This is a genomic window from Saccharomonospora sp. (assembly GCF_027317685.1).
Taxonomy (GTDB): Bacteria; Actinomycetota; Actinomycetes; order Mycobacteriales; family Pseudonocardiaceae; genus Saccharomonospora.
On record NZ_DAHVQP010000020.1, the window covers coordinates 1 to 17564 of the forward strand.

At 64.8% G+C, this 17564-nt stretch carries 16 protein-coding genes and 1 pseudogene; 7 read left to right on the forward strand and 10 right to left on the reverse strand.

The genetic code is table 11. The features are described 5' to 3' along the window. Positions 1-2495, reverse strand: a 2495-nt coding sequence (gene fdh, locus M7H19_RS01465) for a formate dehydrogenase (protein WP_298176063.1), incomplete at its 3' end; no start/stop codon positions are given. A gap of 549 nt (positions 2496-3044) precedes the next feature. On the opposite strand from fdh, the gene M7H19_RS01470 reads away from it, so the two are divergent. Beyond that, positions 3045-3545: a GNAT family N-acetyltransferase gene (locus M7H19_RS01470; RefSeq protein WP_298176065.1), complete on the forward strand. Its 501-nt coding sequence runs from the start codon at positions 3045-3047 to the stop codon at positions 3543-3545. A 30-nt stretch (positions 3546-3575) separates the two neighbouring features. Further along, complete coding sequence (locus M7H19_RS01475) at positions 3576-3797, forward strand: hypothetical protein (RefSeq protein ID WP_298176068.1); 222 nt, start codon at positions 3576-3578, stop codon at positions 3795-3797. Between the two features lie 9 nt (positions 3798-3806). Here the strand turns inward: M7H19_RS01475 and M7H19_RS01480 are convergent, their stop codons facing one another. The 4 genes and pseudogenes from M7H19_RS01480 to M7H19_RS01495 form a co-directional block, all read right to left on the reverse strand. Beyond that, positions 3807-5000 (reverse strand): erythromycin esterase family protein, encoded by a 1194-nt coding sequence (locus M7H19_RS01480; protein WP_298176071.1) that lies wholly within the window; start codon positions 4998-5000, stop codon positions 3807-3809. 109 nt (positions 5001-5109) lie between these two features. Further along, on the reverse strand, positions 5110-6027 hold the full coding sequence (locus M7H19_RS01485; protein WP_298176101.1) for a PfkB family carbohydrate kinase: 918 nt from the start codon (positions 6025-6027) through the stop codon (positions 5110-5112). Between the two features lie 141 nt (positions 6028-6168). Next, positions 6169-6424, reverse strand: a pseudogene (locus M7H19_RS01490) (exonuclease SbcC); the annotation flags it as partial. Positions 6425-6456: 32 nt separating this feature from the next. After that, the gene (locus tag M7H19_RS01495) at positions 6457-7164 is read right to left on the reverse strand and encodes a TetR/AcrR family transcriptional regulator (protein WP_298176073.1); all 708 of its coding nucleotides are present in this window, start codon (positions 7162-7164) and stop codon (positions 6457-6459) included. A gap of 75 nt (positions 7165-7239) precedes the next feature. On the opposite strand from M7H19_RS01495, the gene M7H19_RS01500 reads away from it, so the two are divergent. After that, complete coding sequence (locus tag M7H19_RS01500) at positions 7240-9213, forward strand: MFS transporter (RefSeq protein ID WP_298176076.1); 1974 nt, start codon at positions 7240-7242, stop codon at positions 9211-9213. Positions 9214-9245: 32 nt separating this feature from the next. Then, complete coding sequence (locus M7H19_RS01505; RefSeq protein ID WP_298176079.1) at positions 9246-9695, forward strand: nitroreductase/quinone reductase family protein; 450 nt, start codon at positions 9246-9248, stop codon at positions 9693-9695. Between the two features lie 36 nt (positions 9696-9731). Here the strand turns inward: M7H19_RS01505 and M7H19_RS01510 are convergent, their stop codons facing one another. Further along, positions 9732-10376, reverse strand: a complete 645-nt coding sequence (locus M7H19_RS01510; protein ID WP_298176082.1) for a TetR/AcrR family transcriptional regulator — start codon at positions 10374-10376, stop codon at positions 9732-9734. 99 nt (positions 10377-10475) lie between these two features. On the opposite strand from M7H19_RS01510, the gene M7H19_RS01515 reads away from it, so the two are divergent. After that, positions 10476-10691: a hypothetical protein gene (locus M7H19_RS01515; RefSeq protein ID WP_298176085.1), complete on the forward strand. Its 216-nt coding sequence runs from the start codon at positions 10476-10478 to the stop codon at positions 10689-10691. An 18-nt stretch (positions 10692-10709) separates the two neighbouring features. Here the strand turns inward: M7H19_RS01515 and M7H19_RS01520 are convergent, their stop codons facing one another. Next, complete coding sequence (locus M7H19_RS01520; protein ID WP_298176087.1) at positions 10710-11660, reverse strand: phosphotransferase; 951 nt, start codon at positions 11658-11660, stop codon at positions 10710-10712. A 154-nt stretch (positions 11661-11814) separates the two neighbouring features. Beyond that, a complete protein-coding gene (locus tag M7H19_RS01525; protein ID WP_298176089.1) occupies positions 11815-12270 on the reverse strand; it encodes a VOC family protein in 456 nt (151 codons plus the stop codon). Positions 12271-12453: 183 nt separating this feature from the next. On the opposite strand from M7H19_RS01525, the gene M7H19_RS01530 reads away from it, so the two are divergent. Together M7H19_RS01530 and M7H19_RS01535 are read left to right on the forward strand one after the other, a co-directional pair. Beyond that, complete coding sequence (locus M7H19_RS01530) at positions 12454-13380, forward strand: AEC family transporter (protein ID WP_298176091.1); 927 nt, start codon at positions 12454-12456, stop codon at positions 13378-13380. A 92-nt stretch (positions 13381-13472) separates the two neighbouring features. After that, positions 13473-14294, forward strand: coding sequence for a TetR/AcrR family transcriptional regulator (locus tag M7H19_RS01535; protein ID WP_298176093.1), 822 nt, complete (start codon positions 13473-13475; stop codon positions 14292-14294). Between the two features lie 71 nt (positions 14295-14365). On the opposite strand, the gene M7H19_RS01540 is transcribed toward M7H19_RS01535, so the two are convergent. Both M7H19_RS01540 and M7H19_RS01545 read right to left on the reverse strand, forming a co-directional pair. Further along, on the reverse strand, positions 14366-15511 hold the full coding sequence (locus tag M7H19_RS01540) for a methyltransferase domain-containing protein (RefSeq protein WP_298176096.1): 1146 nt from the start codon (positions 15509-15511) through the stop codon (positions 14366-14368). 618 nt (positions 15512-16129) lie between these two features. Next, the gene (locus M7H19_RS01545; RefSeq protein ID WP_298176098.1) at positions 16130-16537 is read right to left on the reverse strand and encodes a YciI family protein; all 408 of its coding nucleotides are present in this window, start codon (positions 16535-16537) and stop codon (positions 16130-16132) included. Positions 16538-17564: the final 1027 nt, after the last annotated feature.

Consider the following 17564-nt stretch of genomic DNA (forward strand, 5'->3'; position numbering starts at 1 on the left):
TGCTTTTCGAAGTCCGGCTCGTCGTAGCCGGTCCATTCCCCGCGTTCGGCGTCCCACCACACCAGTGCCTTGCGTTCGCTCCACGGTCGGCCTTGGGGGTCGGCCGACGCGCGGTTGTACAGGACCCGCCGGTTCATCGGCCAGGTCCAACCCCATTCGAGCTCGTACTGCTGCTGGTCCAGCCGGGACAGCCGACGTGCCGCCTGGTTGACCCCGTCGGCGAACACCCCGCTGTAGATCCAACAGCCGCACGAGGTGCTGCCGTCCGGTTTGAGGTCGGTGTAGCCGTTGACGACTCGTCCCGTGCGCAGGTCGTAGCCGTTGATGTGGCGCAGCACGTCCTCGGCGGACGGTTCGTCGCCTTCCAACTCGTAGTCCCACGCCAGGTCCAGCAGCGGCCGATCGCGTTCATCGGTCGAGGCGGCGAGTTTCTCTTTGAGCAGTCGTCCGAGGTGGTAGAAAAACCACAGTTCGGACCGCTGGTCGCCGCGTGGTTCGACAGCCTGGTCGCGCCACTGCAACATGCGCTGAGTCTGGGTGAAGGTGCCCGACTTCTCGACGTGGGAAGCGGCCGGGAAGAAGAACACCTCCGTGCGACATTGCTCCGGGGCGATCTCTCCGGTCTCGATCTCGGGAGAGTCCTTCCAGAACGTCGCGCTCTCGATCATCGCCAGGTCGCGAACGACCAGCCAGTCCAGGTTGGCCATGCCGAACCGTTGTAACCGGCCGTGCGCCGAGCCGACGGCCGGGTTCTGTCCGAGCAGGAAGTACCCGAAGACCTTGCCGTCGATCATGTCCATGACCGAGCGGTAGGTGCCGTGATCACCGTTGATGCGGGGCAGGTAGTCGAAGCAGAAGTCGTTGTCCGGGGTCGCCGCGTCGCCCCAGTACTCCTTCAGCAAGGAGACCATGTAGCTGTCGGCGTTGCGCCAGTAGCCCTTCTGCAGATCACCGGCCACGCTTTCCACATACGTCGTCAGGTCCGGATGGCTCTCGGCGTCCGGCATCGGAAGGTAACCGGGAAGCAGGTTGAACAGGGTGGGGATATCGGTCGAGCCCTGGATGCTCGCGTGCCCGCGCAGCGCGATGACCCCGCCCCCGGGCCGGCCGATGTTGCCGAGCAGCAACTGGATGATCGACCCGGCCCTGATGAACTGCGAGCCGACGCTGTGTTGGGTCCAGCCCACGCTGTAGACCAGTGTCGCCGTGTGTTCCCGTCCGGAGTTCGACGTCCACGCTTTGCAGACCTTCAAGAACTGTTCGGCGGGAACACCGCAGGTCGCCTCGACCATCTCGGGTGTGTAGCGCGCGAAATGGCGCTTGAGGATCTGATACACACACCGCGGATGTTGCAGGGTCGGGTCGGCCGCCAGTCGCCGCGCTCCGCCCTCGACCTTCGGGCCCCCGGAACCGTACTGGTACGACGTGGTCTCTTGTTTGCCCTTCGAGCCCGTGGCTTGCGCGGTCCCGTCGGGGCGGATGCTCTCGTACTGCCAGCTGTCGGATTCGTACGACCCGGTTTCCGGGTCGTATCCGCTGAACAGCCCGTCGAGGTCTTCTGTGTCCTGGTATTCCTCGCTGACTAGGAAGGAGGCGTTGGTGTATGCGGTGACGTACTCCCTGAAGTCCAGCTCGTTGGACAGGATGTAGTTGATCACGCCGCCGAGGAAGGCGATGTCCGATCCGGCACGCACGGGAACGTACATGTCGGACAGGGCGCTGGTGCGGGTGAACCTGGGGTCGATGTGGATCACCGCCGCACCCCTGGCCTTGGCTTCCATGACCCACTGGAAGCCGACCGGGTGGGCTTCCGCCATGTTGGAGCCCACGATGATGATGCAGTCGGAATTCACCAGGTCCTGCTGGTAGTCCGTCGCGCCACCACGACCGAAGGAGGCTCCCAGACCGGGAACCGTGGCGGAGTGTCAAATACGGGCCTGGTTCTCGATCTGCACGGCTCCCAACGCGGTGAACAGTTTTTTGATGAGGTAGTTCTCCTCGTTGTCCAGCGTGGCGCCACCCAGGCTCGCGATGCCCATGGTGCGGCGTAGTCGGTGGCCGTGTTCGTCGGTGTCCTGCCAACCCTTGGCGCGGGCGTCGAGCACCCGCTCCGCCACCATGTCCATGGCCCTGTCGAGATCGAGCTCCTGCCACTCGGTGGCGTACGGCGCGCGGTAGAGGACCCGCTCCTCGCGTTGGGGGCCTGTCACCAGTTGTTTGCTCGCCGCGCCCTTCGGGCACAGTCGGCCGCGTGAGATGGGGCTACCGGGGTCTCCTTCGATCTGAACGACGCGTTCGTCCTGGACGTAGACCTTCTGCGCGCAGCCGACAGCGCAGTACGGGCAGATGGAGTTGACCACCCGGTCAGAGGTCGCGGTCCGCGGGGTCAGCTCCATGGATAGGCGGGATTCCGCAGCCGCGCCTCTCCCCAGGGGGTCTTGGCCGGTCAGTTGCCGATAAACCGGCCACGAGCGGAGCCATTTCCCTAAACCCATGGCACTCCTCGCCGAGCGACGTTCATCGATGCTGTACGCCCTATTACCCAGTCGACCGGTGAGCGAAACCGAGGAGGTCGGCTCTCGCTCCGTCGGTTCGTCGGCGGGGGAGGGGACCGGCGGGTGATCCGGCAGGGCGGGGCCGGGTTAGCGCGGTTGTACATGGTGTTCGCGCGCTGAACCGGGCCGAGTTCTCGCAACTGAAGCCCCATGGGCCGGGAGGTGGCCAGAGGCGACGGCCGCGGTGGCGGAGCATGAGTACAGTTTGTCAGAGAGCGAGAGACCGCCTGAATTCGAGCACACTCGGTCACCCTCCACCCCACTCTCGAAGCGCTCTGAGTATGTATAACGACCTAAACGCACGGGCTTTTGGCAACAATCATTCAGCTCTCACCAACAGTTTCCAAACCCCCTTAAAAAACAAACACAGAAGCACGGAAGTCGATCATGAAAAATGTGTTGCGGTGTGGGGGATGATCTACCACGCTGCGCTCGGTGAGCGTTTTTCTTCCTTCGTGGCCTGCGACGCCGCCTTCGCATGGTTGTCTGGTGTTGCGAGCATTTCGCGCGGACGATGTTCGGCTGGCGGTCGAACTCGGTGAGGATCCGTACGTTCCGTTGATCGGCTCTTTGCCCGCGCACCCGACGCCGCAGCAGGCACGGGAGTGGGTGGACCGGCAGCGGCAGCGCCATGCCGAAGGGGCCGGGTTTTCCTTCGTGGTGGCCGAGCGGGCCACTGACACGGCGGTCGGCACGATTGGGCTGTGGTTGCGGGAGTTGCCTCGTGGCCGTGCTTCGGTCGGTTACTCGGTGCTGCCGCGTTATCGGGGTCGTGGTGTCGCTGGTGGTGCGCTCAGGGCGGTGACCGCGTTCGCGTGGACGATCCCGGAGTTGCACCGCATCGAGGCGTACATCGAGCCGTGGAACCACGGTTCTTGGCGGGCTGTGGAGAACGCGGGGTTCCAGTGGGAGGGTTTGCTGCGCAGTCATCAGGAGATCGGTGGTAGGCGTCGGGACATGTTGCTGTACGCGGCGGTCCGTTCAGGTTGACCCGTGCGTCGGTCGGGGTAGTCACCACGTATGGGTGATAACCAGCGTGACCCGCAACAGGAGTATGTCGAGCATGTCGCTGAGCAGGAAGAAGGACGTACCTCTCCGGTGGAGAACGAGGATGCGTCCTACGGTGATACGGCTTCGCAGCCGGGTCGGGCCGCTGTGTCTCGACGTCAGGAGCAGGCCAGTCCCACGGGGGCGGTGCAGCAGAGTGAGTTCCCTGTCGATGATGAGAAGCGTCGTCGCTGAGGGTGGCGGTTACTGTCCGCTGGGGTAGGTTTCGGTCTCGGTGGGCGTGGGTTCTTGTTCCAGTGGGTGTAGGGGATGCACGGCCGTGGTGGCGTCGCAGTGCAGGAAGGCGTCGTAGCGGTTGGACAGGACGGTGGGAACGCAGTTGGGCAGCTTGTCGGTGTGTGCGTGGTAGACGACACCGACTGCTCGGTGGGCGCGTTCCTGGCTGGTCCACGGCGGGTGGCCGTCCGTTGTGAGTTCCAGGGGAACGTCGGTGTCGGGCCAGGCCTCGTGTAGTACTGCTTCGATGCTGTCGGGGCGTGCTTCGGGCATGGTGATGCGCTGTGGTGGGTCGCCCCAGCGGTCGGCGGCGATCACTGAGCCGTGGTGGGTGCCGTAGCCGATGATGACGACGTTGTTTCCGTGTCGTTGGCGCGCGAGTTGTCCGAGGTTGACGAGGCCGGCTGGGGCCATGTCGGTGGCGCGGGCGTCGCCGACGTGTGTGTTGTGTGCCCATACCACTGCTTTCGCGTCTGGTCCGTATGCGTCGAGGAGCCGGTCGAGGGTGTCGGTCATGTGGTGGTCGCGTACGTTCCAGGATTGTTCGTCGCCGCGTACGAGTGTGCGGTAGTAGCGTTCGGCTCCGGCGACGATTTCCGCGTTTTGGCGGGCGATGAAGGTTGGGTCGAGTCCGGGTCGGGTGTTGTCGTGGTGGCGTAGGTTCGCGAGCAGGGCCACGACTTCGTCTTCGCAGTTTGTGGGCGTGAGTGTGGTGGCGAACGCGTATTCGCGTGGGTTGTGCCGATACGGTTCGAAGCAGCGTGCGGCGGTGCGGGCGGTGTCGAGTTGGTCGGGGTCGTGTTCGCGGACGTGGTCGAGTATGGCGTCGAGTGATTCCCAGAGGCTGTAGACGTCGAGTCCGTGGAAGCCGACGGGTTTGGGGGCGTGGGTGGTGTTGAATTCGCGGAGCCATCGCGTGAATTCGGTGACCTCTTCGTTCGCCCACATCCAGCGTGGCCAGCGGCTGAATCTGGTCAGTATGTCGTGTGGGTCGGATAGGTGGCCGGGTTGTCCGGTGACGCAGCAGTGCAGTCGGTGACAGTCGGGCCAGTCGCCTTCGACGGCGACGAAGGAGAAGCCGTGTTCGGTGATGAGGCGTTGGGTCAGTGTGGCCCGCCATCGGTAGAACTCGGCGGTTCCGTGGGTGGCTTCGCCGAGCAAGACGATGCGGGCGTTGCCGATGCGGTCCAGGAGGGGGTGAGGTCGTCGGCGTCGTGTAGCGGTGTGCTGTTGTGGCGTGTGGTGTCGATGGTGTGTTTGTCGGGTGTGGTCACGGTGGGGTTCCTTTCGTGGCGAGGTTGTGGAGCCGGGGCCGTCCTCCTGCGTGTTCGGTGGTGATTCCGGCGGCTGTCACGGCGAGGCGGGCGGCTGTTGAGAGTGGGTCGCCTTGGACCAGGGAGTGGACGAGCGTGGCTACCAGGGCGTCACCGGCGCCGGTTGTGTCGAGTACCTCGGCGTCGTCGTGGGGGAGGAATTCGTAGCCCGCGGGGCTTGAGATGAGGTTGCCTTCGTCTGCGACCTCGAGCACGACCACTGTTGGGCCTTGTTTGCGCAGTTGTTGGGCTGCTTCTGCGGTGTCGGTGATGCTGTTGAGGCAGCGGCTGGCTAGGAGTTCGGCTTCGTGTGCGTCGGCGCGGAGCACGTCGGTGCGGGCGAGGAGGTCGGCGTGTGCGGGGGTGTGGTTGTCGGTGGCGCCGTCGAGGACGATTCGGGTGTGGGTGGCGTGGGCCAGGTGGGCTGCTTCCAGCGCGGCGGTGAGGGGTTGCTGGAGTTGGATGACGATGGTGTCGGCCCGGCGGATGAGTTCGGAGGCGGCGAATACGTCGCGTTCGGTGAGCAGTACGTCCGGTGGTATGTGTTCGAGGTAGCGGTGCCAGGGGTGGTCGTCGAGGATGTCGACGAGCAGTGCCGTGGGGGTGTGTTCGCGTCGCACGGTGTGGGTGATGTCGATGCCGTCGCGGGTGGCGTGGTCGAGCAGTTCGTGTCCGGTGCGGTCGTCACCGACCACGCCCACCAGTGCCACGGGGGTGCCGAGTTGTGCGAGTCCGACGGCTTGGTTGGCGCCTTTGCCGCCCAACATTTCGCGGCGGGACCGAACGGTTGTTGATCCGTTCGGTCCTGGCACGTCGGTGACGCGTAGTACGAGGTCGCGGGCGATTTGGCCGAATACCACTACTTCCGGGGTCACTCTGTGGCCGTACCCCGCGGGGGATGGGCTGACACGTGTGTGGGCTGGTGAGGGTGGGTGTCTTGTGGGATCCTCGTCGATCTGGTGCGGGGTGCTGCGCAGCAGGCGGGGTTTGCTGCATGTGTCGCGCCGCGACCGTGAGCTTAAAGCAGTCGCCGCGGGTGCGGTTTCGCTCGCCGCGAGCTGCCCCAGATCGCGGGCCTGTTGATATGCCCGTTGCGCGGCCCATGCACTGTCCCGGAGCTTTTTGGTTCGTGCGGCCCCTTCCGCGATCGTCGGGGTGGACGCGTTCGAAGAGCGTTAGAGCGGGTTCGGCACAGGCCACGGCATAGCCTGTGACGGCGCGCAGCTCAGCCATGCTGAGCTCGATCGTCGGCTTCTGTTCGGCCACGGCCATGACGTTAACGGAGAGGGAATCATCCGCCTTGCTCAGCGAGACAGTGGTGCGGTGTCCGTCGTGGCGTGGGAGAGCAGTCCGTCGACGAAGGCGCGAAGACCTTGGGGGTAGATGTCGCGCGAGGCGAGTGTCGGCCATTGGTTGCCGATGGCGGCCAGGTGTGGCAGTTGTGTGGAGTCTCGGTTGTCGAAGCGCAGTTTTTGTTGGTTGAGGAGTTTTTCGCGGTCGAGGTGTCGGTGGTTGGCTGTGCGGGCGCGGACGAGGATTTCGCCGACGGTGTAGTACCAGATGTTGCGGAAGACGTCGACAGCTTGTTCGGGTGTGCAGCCGTGGGCGACAGCACCTGCCACGATCGTTTCCACGTGCCATAGTGCGGTGTCGCCGAGGCGGCCGAGGAATCCGTCCACTGTCAGGGCTTCTGCTGCCCAGGGGAGTGCTGCGAGAGCGTCGTGTATCGCGATGGCGGCCACGATGATGCGTTCGCGGGGGTTGTCCGGGAGTTCGGGGTGGGGCATTCGGTCGGCGTGGTCGGTGATCAGTTGGACCATGAGGTCTTCTTTGTCCCGTACGTGGTGGTACAGGGTCGTGGTTCCGATTCCGAGTTCGGTGGCGAGTCGGCGGAGGGTCAGTTTTTCCCATCCGTCGCGGTCGATGAGTCGGCGTGCGGCTTCCATGATCTGTGCGCGTGAGGTGACCGGGGGGCGTCCGGTTCGGGTGCGTGCGGGGCGGGGTGGGGGCATGTGTTCATTCTGCCTCGTTGTTCTCGTCGTCTTGTTTCGCTTTTTCGTTGTTGTGGTTCGTGCTACTTTAGGAACATGTTCGAAAAGTCGGCGAACGCGTGTTCCGCGCTCACTTTGGCCGCGGTGGCCATCGTGCAGTTCATGGTGTCGCTGGACCTGTCGGTCGTGAACGTGGGACTTCCGCGGATCGCCGAAGGGCTCGATTTCGGCGCGGCGAGCCTGACCTGGGTGATCCACGCCTACGCTTTGACCTTCGGTGGCCTGCTTTTGTTGGGTGGTAAGGCCGCCGACCGGTACGGCCACAGGCGGATCCTGTTGCTCGGACTCGGGCTGTTCGCTCTTGCCTCACTGGCCGGGGGATTCGCTCAGGATGCCGGCCAGCTCGTCGCCGCGCGTGCCGCGCAGGGCATCGGGGCCGCCGCGTTGGCGCCGGCTGCCTTGGCGTTGCTGACCACGACGTTTCCTGCCGGTAGGGCTCGGGTCCGAGCGTTCGGGGTCTGGGGCGCGATGAATGCCGCGGGCGGTGCCCTCGGTGTGTTGATCGGTGGCTTACTCACCGAGTACGTCGGCTGGCAATGGGTGATGTTCGTCAGTGTGCCGATGGCCGGCTGTGCTTTTTTCCTCGCGTATCTGGGGGTCGCCGTCGACCCGCCTCGGACTCGTGGTGCTCGCCCGGATGTCCTCGGCGCTGTCCTGGCTACGGCGGGGATGACGCTGCTGGTGTTCGGCATCGTCCGTACCGAGCAGTATTCGTGGGCCTCGCCGGTCACGGTGGTCACGTTGGTGATCGCTGTCGCGTTGTTGGTCGCGTTCGTTCACGTCGAAAGGTCCACTGTGGCCGAACCGTTGATCCGTCTCGGTTTGTTCGCTAATCGTTCGGTGGTCGGCGCCAACGTCTACAACTTGTTGGTCGGTGCCGCGATGGCCTCGGCCTTCTACTTCGTGTCCCTTTATCTGCAACGCGTGCTCGGGCACGGTCCGGCGTTGACCGGGGCCGAGTTCCTGCCGTTCGCTCTCGGGGTGGTCGCCGGGTCCGTGCTCGCCATCAAACTCGGTTATCGTCTCGCGCCGCGCACCCTGCTCGTCCTCGGCGGGGCGCTGGCCGCGGTCGGGTTCGCCTGGTTCGGGTCGATCACTTCGAACGGCGCTTTCCTCACGCATGTGCTCGGGCCGTCGATCGTCGCCAGCGTCGGTTTCGGTCTCTGTCTCGGGCCGGTCGTGTCCACCGCGACCGTCGGCGTCGCCTCCCGTGAGACAGGCACCGCTTCAGGGCTGCTCAACAGCTCGCGTCAGCTCGGTGCCTCGCTGGGCCTGGCCGTTCTCGGCACTGCCGCGCTGCACCGTACCGGCGCGGATGCCACGCCCGAGGCGCTCGGTGACGGGTACGCGTTCGGTTTGTCCCTCAGTGCCGTGCTCCTGGTCGTCGCCGCGGGTATCGCTGCCGTTGTTCTTCCTCGGACTCCTCCGATACCCGGTGCCGAACAGGTCGATGACCCTGACCCGCTCACCACCACCCGACCACGCCCGTCGGGAATCGACGGGCGAACCAGTAACCCCATCACGCACGGGAAAGGACGCGATCCGATGGCGGCGATTCAACGCTCTGCTCTGCGAGCAAGTTACACCGGACTCGGACTCACCCTCGTCGCGGCGCTCTTACCGCATGTCGACCGTGCCACCACCCATGTGCTGGTCGACCACATCCGAACCAGCTATCCCACCTACGACGGGCAACAGGTCGACGCGACCGTCAACGCCTGGCTGACGCTCCTCTCCGTCGTCGGCGTGTTGGGGGTCCTCGGCTGGATCTGGACGATGTGGACGGTCAAAACCGGTAAACGGTGGGCGCGATGGTCGGCGACCGCGGTCTTCGTGATCGCCGCGTGTGTTGCTCTGACCGCACTGCTGACCAAGGATGTCTCCGGAGACGTCGGCCTCGCCCCGCCCTTGGGGTTGGTCGGTGTCCTGCCGTGTCTGGCCGGACTGTGGGTCGTCGTGGCGCTATGGAAGGGGGCGCAGAAACCGGCGCCACGGCCGCGTATCTCGTGACCCCGTTCGCTCGATCCGGCCTGTTCGGGGCGATGAAGCGACGACTGTACGGCGGCGGAAGGCCGGTGGCTCTCATGCGGGTGTTGAACCGCATCGACGCTCGGTGTTTCGCTTCGGCGATCCTTGCCCCACGGCATGCCGCGACACTGGTGGTGGTGGGTAAGCGCACGGGCCGCCCGATATCCGTGCCCATCGCCGTCGCAGAGTGCGAGGGGCGGTATTTCCTGGTCTCGATGCTCGGTTCCGGAGCGAACTGGGTGCGTAACGTCCGTGCGGCGGGTGGTCATGCCGTCCTGCGTAGGTATGGTCGTGACAGGAGCGTCGTGCTCACCGAGGTCCCGGTGGAGCAGCGAGCCCCGATCCTGCGCCGCTACCTGGCCATCGCACCCGGCGCGCGGCCCCACATTCCGGTCGACCGTCGAGCCCCGTTGTCCCGTTTCGCCGCCATCGCCCACCGGTACCCGGTGTTCCGGATCGACTGACCGGTCTTGGGCGCTGCGCGGTGGCCGTCGACGAGGTTATGGGCGGGTTCTGCGGTAGGCGCCGAGCATGCCGTCGAGGCGTGCGGTGATGATGTCGGACGCCTGCCGTGCGTCGAGATTCTCGGTGGTGACCAATCCGGCCAACCCGGTGGCCAGGGCGAGAAGTTCATACGCTTCCGTGTGAAATTCCGCAGATGCCCGATCGGCGTCGTCCTGTGGGTGGACACAGGCGTGCAGTAGGCGCATGAGTAAAAAAGCGAGTTCGTCGTAGCCGCGGGTGAGGTGTTCCTTGAGCGCGGGCCGGGTGTGCGCGTACACCTCGAAGGCTTGGGCGATGCGGACAAGCCGGCGTTCGGAGTCCGTGTCGGGGATGAGCTCGCTCAGCACGACGTTCAGCACTCTTTCGGGGTCGGAGGCGTTCCCTTTCGGGAGGCGTCCACGCACACGGTCTGCGCCCTGGTCGTTGATCGTGGCGAACGCTTCGGCGAGGAGGTCGTCCTTGGTGGGGAAGTAGTGCTGGACTCGGCCGAGGGAAACCCCGGCTGTGTCCGCGACGCGTCGGATGCTGACCTGATCGGTTCCTTCGGTGTCGACGATCGTGAAGACCGCTTCGAGTATGTCGCGGCGTCGTTGTTCGTGTGCGGCGCCAGGGCCGCGAACCCCGCTGCTGCCTCGCCCCATCGCTATCTTTCCAAGTCTTTCGTATTGATTTGGGTGTTCGATCTCTGTAGTATCCGAGAATACCGATACAAGCGTATTGCTCAGTTGGGGGAGAACGTCATGACAGGTGTCGTCGTGCTCATCGGCCTGGCCTTGCTGGTCCAAGGTGGAGGAGGGCTGGCCAACAACATCTTTTCCGACTCGGACAGCTGGTTCGTGCTCAACTACGTCGCACTGCCCGAGCCGCTGCGGATAGGGGGCCACGCGGCGATGCTGGCGGTCGGCTTGTTCCTCGTGGCCCGCAGCAAGGGCTTGCGATGGCTCCTCGACGACTGAACGCAGACGTGTGGACCCTCAGTCGCCCACACCGCCGGCGAACGGCGTCGACCGCCATTGGTCGACAGCCGGCATCAGGTACTCCACCAGCGAGGGCAGCTGCGGCACGAGCGCCAAAGAGGCGATGGCCCGCAGCATGCCCACGGCGTTGACGAACCTGAGCACATCCTCGTTCAACATCCGCATCCCGTTGCGCTGCGCGCCACGGTTGTAGGCGGCTTCGCAATCGGGGCCGAGAGCGGCCAGATCCCATTCCACCGGACCCAACGTGGCCAGCTCGAAGTCGGCGTAGAGGTTCCCGGCCACACCGGAGAAGATGTTCGCGGGTGGGCAGTCACCGTGAATGGGTTGCAGCTCGATCCCCGGAAACGCCTCCTCGAACGCCGCGCGGGAACGTACAAGGGGTTTCAGAACCCGCCACTCCCGGAGCGCACGGTCCAGGTCCGCCGGGGCGATGAGGTCGGGATGTTTGCCGAGCAGTGCGAGACTTTCTTCGACGAACCGTGGTTCGGCGGCCGACAGAAACGACAGGCGACCCGGGTAGGGGCGCATCGCGGCGTGCAGGTCGGGGACGATTTCGCAGTTCGCCACGTAGTCGGGTTGTTCGTCCCGGTCTTCCTCGACGAACTGCCAGAACGTCATCGAGAACCCGTCCCGTCGAACCGGCTTCCGCGGTGCGAGGGGGCTGGGTGGGATGACGGGCGTCCCCTGGTCCGCAAGCCACCGGGTCACCTCCAGTTCCGCTTGTTGGCGGCGCGCCAGGGAGCCGAGGTCCGTGTAATGTGGCAGGACGACCGGAACCCGGGCCACGACCGGCGAGGGCGCGAGGTGCACGACGACGGAGAAAACATCGTGCAGCACCACGGCATCGGTCACGGTGAGCCCGAACTCGCGTCCCACCCCGACAGCCGCGTCAACTGCGGCGAAGGTGCGGCGGGCGATGTCGTGTGGGCCTGCGAACTCGAGCACACCACGATTGTCCCAAGCCGGCCGGACAAGTCCCGTCGACACTCGGCGAAGACCGCGAAGACACGGTCAGCGTGTAATCTCCCCAGACCGAAAACACCGGCAGCGATTACCGGCATCGTTCCTGCCCGGCCTGTGCCCCGCGTGATGCCGCTGCTCACCCTGCGGCGCAGAACTCGTTGTCTTCCGGATCACGCATCGCCCACCAGTGCCCGGCCGGCCCCTTGTCGAATTCCCGGACCCGAGCCGCGCCGAGCGACTCCAACCGTTCGACGAGCGCGTCGAGCCCGTCCGTTCCCGCGTGCACGTCGATGTGCAGCCGATTCTTGACCGTCTTGGCCTCCGGCACGTCCTGGAACAGCAGTCTGCGGCCCTGCCCGATGCCGGTGTTCCGGTCGAACGGGTCATCCGGATGCCGGATGGCCGCGAATCCACGGAAAGTGCGGTGCCCGCGATGTTCGGCGACGACGCTTTCGTCGATCTGCCCGGCGGCCAACAACTGATCGATCAACGTGCTCTGGTCCTCCACCTCGTAGCCGAGCACGGCGGCCCAGAAATCAGCGAGCGTAGGCGCATCCGAGGTGTCGATCACCAGCTTCCAATGCAATGCCATGCGCGGGTTATACCCGCCCGACACCCGCTGTCACGGTCCAGAACCGGAACCAGACGTCCTTTCTGTGTTGTCGTGGGGCAGCACAGAAGACACCCACCTGCGTCGGGGCCACGGCGCAAGGATCGCGGCCCCGACGCCGATTGACGCCGGTCACAGCCTTACTGTCAGCAAAGTGACAGCGACATGAGTGGTGTGGTCGAGGGATTCCTGGTCATCGCCTGCGTGGTTGTAGTGGGATACGCCGTCGGCCGAGCCGGTGTGCTCGGGTCCTCCGCCACGGAGGTGTTGTCTCGAACAGCGTTTTTCGTCGCGAGTCCGGCGTTGTTGTTCACCACGGTGGCGCAGGCCGACGTCAGCGCGGTGCTCTCGTCGGCACTGATAGTGACAGCTGTTACCAGTTCACTTGCCTGTGCGTTGTATGTGCCGTTCGGGTGGCTACGTCGCAGACCGGTGGGAGAGACCACGGTCGGTGCGATGGCGAGCGGATATGTCAACGCAGGAAACCTCGGCCTACCCGTCGCCGCTTACGTGTTCGGGGACGCCACCGTGGTCGCACCGGTTCTGCTGTTCCAGCTCGCCGTGCTGACCCCGGTGTTCACCACCGTGCTCGATGTGGTGTCGGTGCGGGAAGGGGGACGTCCCTCATGGGCTCGAACCCTCACCGCACCATTACGTAACCCGCTCGCGATCGCGACAGGGCTCGGCCTGCTGGTGACCGCGTTCGAGGTGACCGTGCCGGAACTGATCATGGCGCCGGTGGGATTGCTGGCCGACCTCGCGGTGCCCGCGATGTTGCTGGCCTTCGGGATCTCACTGCACGGCTCGACAATGCCCGGCCGAGATCCCGAGAGTCGAGGGTCACTCGTCGTGGCGGTGGTGCTGAAGAACGTGATCCACCCTCTGCTCGCGTTGGGGCTGGGGTCATTACTGGGGCTGAGTGGCACGGCATTGCTCGCCGTGGTCGTCTGCGCGGCGCTGCCTGCGGCGCAGAACGTCTTCGGCTACGCGGTGCGGTTCGGCCAAGGGGTCACCTTCGCGCGCGATGCGGTGCTCGTCAGCACCGTGACCAGCCTGCCAGTGATCTTCGCGGCGGTGGCGCTGATCGCGTGAACTTGGCAGGGGTGGGTTTTCGTTGAGACGGTTGATTCCGCCAGCCCCGACTGAAACAGCGCTTGTCTTGGACGTGACCTGAACAGGCCACCGTGAACTACTTAGTCAGTAAAGAGAAATTACTGAATGATCGCCCATTACAACGGAGTGTTTCACGCCCGTGGGACGATGGAGGTGTGGAGGAGCGGGTTTCGCGACGGGACAGACTGCGGGAGCAGCTGAGACGTGACATCAAACGCAGCGCACGAAAGATACTGACCGAGCAGGGGCCTTCCGCGTTGACGCTCAGCGCGATCGCGCGGGAGGTCGAAGTGACCGCCCCGGCGCTGTACCGCTATTACGCCGGGCTGCCGGACATCGTGCGTGGCCTGGCTGAAGACCTGGTGAGCGAACTGGTCGAGACTATGCAGGCAGCGGTGGAACGTCACCCCTCGGACGACCTCGCCGGGCGTTTGTGGGCGGCGACGTACGCTTTTCGCGAGTGGGCCAACGCCAACGTCGTCGAGTTCAGAATGCTGTTCGGCCCGCCCACTCCGGCAGCGGGGCCGGCACAGACGGAGCTGACCGAGGATTGGATGCTCCGCCTGGCGGGGGTGTGGGGGCCGCTGGTGTTCGAGGCGTGGCGGAAACGGGACTTTCCGGTGCGCGACGAGAACCGCATGCCAAAGGACCTGCTCGAGCAGATGTCCCATTACCGCGAAGTGATCGGCCGGCCCGAACTTCCAGCCGGAGTCATCAAGGTTTTCCTCGATTGTTGGCGGCAGATCTACGGCGCGGTGTGTTTGGAAGTCTTCGGGCACATGGGGCCCGCGATCACCGACCATGAGCCCTTGTTCCGCACCATGGTGAATGAGTTGCTCATGCGATTGGGGTTTTCCGAACACGAGTGCCGTTACGCGACTGTAGCCCCGTAGCCCCGGCAATTAGTGCCGGCCCATAGTGCCGGCCCACCATTCGCGCGGCCCTAACCCCAGGTGCCATGCGCCTACTGAGTCAGGTCAACGGTGGGCAGGTGCATCACAGCGCGGTCCGGCTGGTCCAGCCACAACGTGTGCGTACCGTCGGAGGACACGGTCAGCCCGAAGCGGGTGGGTTCGGGGCGGCCGAGATCGTCCCACCAGGCGGCAAGTCCCACCAGATCGCCCCAGAGATCACCAAGTCCCCCGTGCACGACAGTGGCTTGCCCATCCGGTCCAAGGCGTGCGCGGGCCCAGGAACCTGTGCCGGGGTTGCTCAACACGTAGAGGTCGCCTTCGTCGCTGTGCACCATGACCTTGTGCACGTGGGAGTGGACGATGGCGTGCAGGCATTGCAGCGGTCGTTCCTTGAGAAAGGAAGGAAACGGGGCCTGGTAGGTTGCGCCGTCACGGTCGGCGGCGGTGAGGATGTCGTGCACGGTGGGTGCGGTCTCGCCGGTATCGGTGCGTCGGCGCATGAACGAGGCGTAGTCGGTGAACCGGCCACAGGCACTGCGGTCGGCCGCGACGGTGAGCCGGGCTAGGGCGAAACCCAGATTGACCAGGATGACACCGCCTTCACAAACCTGGGCAGGCCATGCTTCGGGAACGCGGGCCAGGCCACACGTGGCGATGATCCTGTCGTACTGGTCGGGGGCCGGGACGCCGAGCGCGCCGTCGCCGACGACGAGGTGGGGACCATAGCCGAGCTCGGCCAGCCGTGCTCGGGCCTGCGCGACGAGGCCAGGGTCGATGTCGATGCTGGTGACGGCGTGGTCGCCGAGTCCATGACACAGAAGCGCGGCGTTGTAGCCGGTGCCGGTCCCGATTTCCAGCACCCGGTGTCCCGGGCGGGCATCGAGTCGTTCCAGCATCAATGCCATCAGTGACGGTGCGGTGGAGCTGGAGGTGGCTGTGCCGCCGGAGTCGAGTTGCGTCAGCAACGCCACGTCGCTGTAGACCGCGGCCAGTGCACTGGCGCGGTCGACGGTTGGATCGTGGTGAGTGTGCCTTCCGGTTGCCGGATCGTGTACGGCGAACCGGTCGACGAGTACCTCCCTCGGTATGGCACGGAACGCCTCACGCCAGCGTGGTTCATGCAGGAGATCGTCACCGACCAGGCGGTCGACCAACTGGGCGCGTAGTTCGGCACTGTCGTCGGTTGTCGTGGTCACGTGCGGGCTCCGTTCCATTCGGTCGGTGAATGCTGCGACGGTGTCCTTGACGATGTCCTTGGCATCGCGAAAAAGCCATGCCCGCTGGACATCGGCATCGGCCTCAAACTAAGCACACTCACCCGTGTCGGCATCGAGGATGAATCGTGGGTGAGGAAAACGGATCCCACGATCAAAGTAGTCTCGATCATGAGAAAGAGTGCCGACGACTGTGTGGGTGAATTGTCGTCGCGGGCACGACAATCCTTGGCATCCGCTGTGGAGGAGGAGTCGATGCGCACCGCGGACAGTCTCACACGACTCGCATACCGCGGCACCTTCGAACCGAATCACTCGAAGAACGCGCACCAACCAGTGTCGCCGATTACGGCATGCAACGGCCATGCCTCGACGAGACCATGGGCCACCGCGGTGTGTGGGAGTCCGTCACTATCGCCTTCTGTGAGTTCTCCGCTTCGATCAACGTGAACCCTACGACCGGAAAGTGAGGACCGCGTGAACGGTCCCTCTGCCATGTCGGTTGCCGCCGCCTCGCGATCACGGGCCCACACCGCGGTGTTCACGCGGCCCCCATACACCGGCGCAGCGACGGTAGTCGCGCAAGTGTGGGGCGCTCGTTCACCCGGTACTCGTGTGCTGATCGGAGAGGAACGGTCGAACCTCGATCCACTCGTGTATCGGCTTGCCACCGGAACCGGGAGCGGCGGACAGCTCTCCGGCCAGGGCGGCCGCGCGGTCCCACGACTCCACGTCGATGACCATCCAGCCGGCGATGAGGTCTTTGTCCTCGGCGAACGGGCCATCGGCCACCGGTGGGCGCCTCTCACCGTCATACCGCACGAACGATCCCTCGGGTGCCAGTGCCTGAGCATCGACGAACTCGCCTGTCTCCATCAAGCGGACTGCGAAGTCGCGCATGAACTGTACGTGCGCGTCGATCTCCTCCGACGTCCACTCGCTCATCGGAATCCAGTCACCGACAGGGGTCGGGCCGCCCCGGTAGTGCTTCAGCAGCAGGTACTTCATGGTGGTTCTCCCTCTTCACCGCGGCCATCGGAAGTCCCTGGCATGGATCTCGACACCACGTGCTGGACATCCGCTCCGTCGTGCTCTTGCGACATGCTTCCGGCGTCATTCCTTGGAGTGCCACATCCCAGCGAAGAAGAACCTCGCACACCCGCGTTGTGTTGAGGAAAGGGGAGGGCAGGTGGATTGAGAGGTCGCCAGGATACGGTGGGGCCGGCGCATGTCGGCTCGCCCGCTGGGTACCTCGCTAGCCACACCTGAATCGAGTCGCGGCGTGGGGACACAGGAAAGCGTGGCGCACTTTCGGATCACGTCCGCTCAAACTACCGCGAACATGCCCTTATTCGATCCCGAAGAACCCCTCAAAGGGCCCCCAGACTATCGACCTAGTTTCGTCACGGTGACGAAAAAAAGTTCCTGATATCCGCAGCCGCGTCCGCTTCAAAATCAGGTAAAACAGACAAAATCAAGGCCCTGGCTTGCTCGGGGGTGCCGTCGCCTCGCTCGGCCCCATAGTCCAGTTCGCGAGGTGGCGATGGCGCGGCCGGGGCACAGGGGTGCACTGAACCGTCGGGTCGGTCCCATGGCGCCCAGTCCCATTCCGCGGCCCTACCGTCTCAGCGGCCGATGTTCCCCAGCGCTCACTGGGCCTGCGAGCGTCACATACCTCTGAGGTCGACTCGGATGCTCCCAAGTTTTCCGCCCCCGGGTCGCGGTGGCCTTGTCCGCCGGGGGCTGCTTATCGCTCGTTGAGGGGCACCGAATACACGTGGCACATAACATCCATTGTGTGCCACGCTTGTTTAGCGTTTCGCGCGTCGCTTTACTGTTTCGCGTATCGCGTGCGCGTAACTGGGGTCGCAGTGTGTCGTTGAGGAACCGTTAGAAGGGGGACCGCCGGGATACGAGCGAAAGGGGCAATGAGTCCGTAACTCTGCTGGTCAGGCGTCGTTGTTGGCGAGGGCGCGGTAGAGCGAGGCGACTGAGGGGTGCTGGCCGGTCTTGGTGGGTCAGTTTCTTGACGATG

What these genes read in the sequence shown, in the direction of transcription:
- M7H19_RS01475 (WP_298176068.1), top strand. Translation starts at nt 3,576, where the DNA reads ATGGGTGATAACCAGCGTGACCCGCAACAGGAGTATGTCGAGCATGTC.
- M7H19_RS01495 (WP_298176073.1), bottom strand. Translation starts at nt 7,164, where the DNA reads ATGCCCCCACCCCGCCCCGCACGCACCCGAACCGGACGCCCCCCGGTC.
- M7H19_RS01500 (WP_298176076.1), top strand. Translation starts at nt 7,240, where the DNA reads ATGTTCGAAAAGTCGGCGAACGCGTGTTCCGCGCTCACTTTGGCCGCG.
- M7H19_RS01505 (WP_298176079.1), top strand. Translation starts at nt 9,246, where the DNA reads ATGAAGCGACGACTGTACGGCGGCGGAAGGCCGGTGGCTCTCATGCGG.
- M7H19_RS01510 (WP_298176082.1), bottom strand. Translation starts at nt 10,376, where the DNA reads ATGGGGCGAGGCAGCAGCGGGGTTCGCGGCCCTGGCGCCGCACACGAA.
- M7H19_RS01515 (WP_298176085.1), top strand. Translation starts at nt 10,476, where the DNA reads ATGACAGGTGTCGTCGTGCTCATCGGCCTGGCCTTGCTGGTCCAAGGT.
- M7H19_RS01525 (WP_298176089.1), bottom strand. Translation starts at nt 12,270, where the DNA reads ATGGCATTGCATTGGAAGCTGGTGATCGACACCTCGGATGCGCCTACG.
- M7H19_RS01530 (WP_298176091.1), top strand. Translation starts at nt 12,454, where the DNA reads ATGAGTGGTGTGGTCGAGGGATTCCTGGTCATCGCCTGCGTGGTTGTA.
- M7H19_RS01545 (WP_298176098.1), bottom strand. Translation starts at nt 16,537, where the DNA reads ATGAAGTACCTGCTGCTGAAGCACTACCGGGGCGGCCCGACCCCTGTC.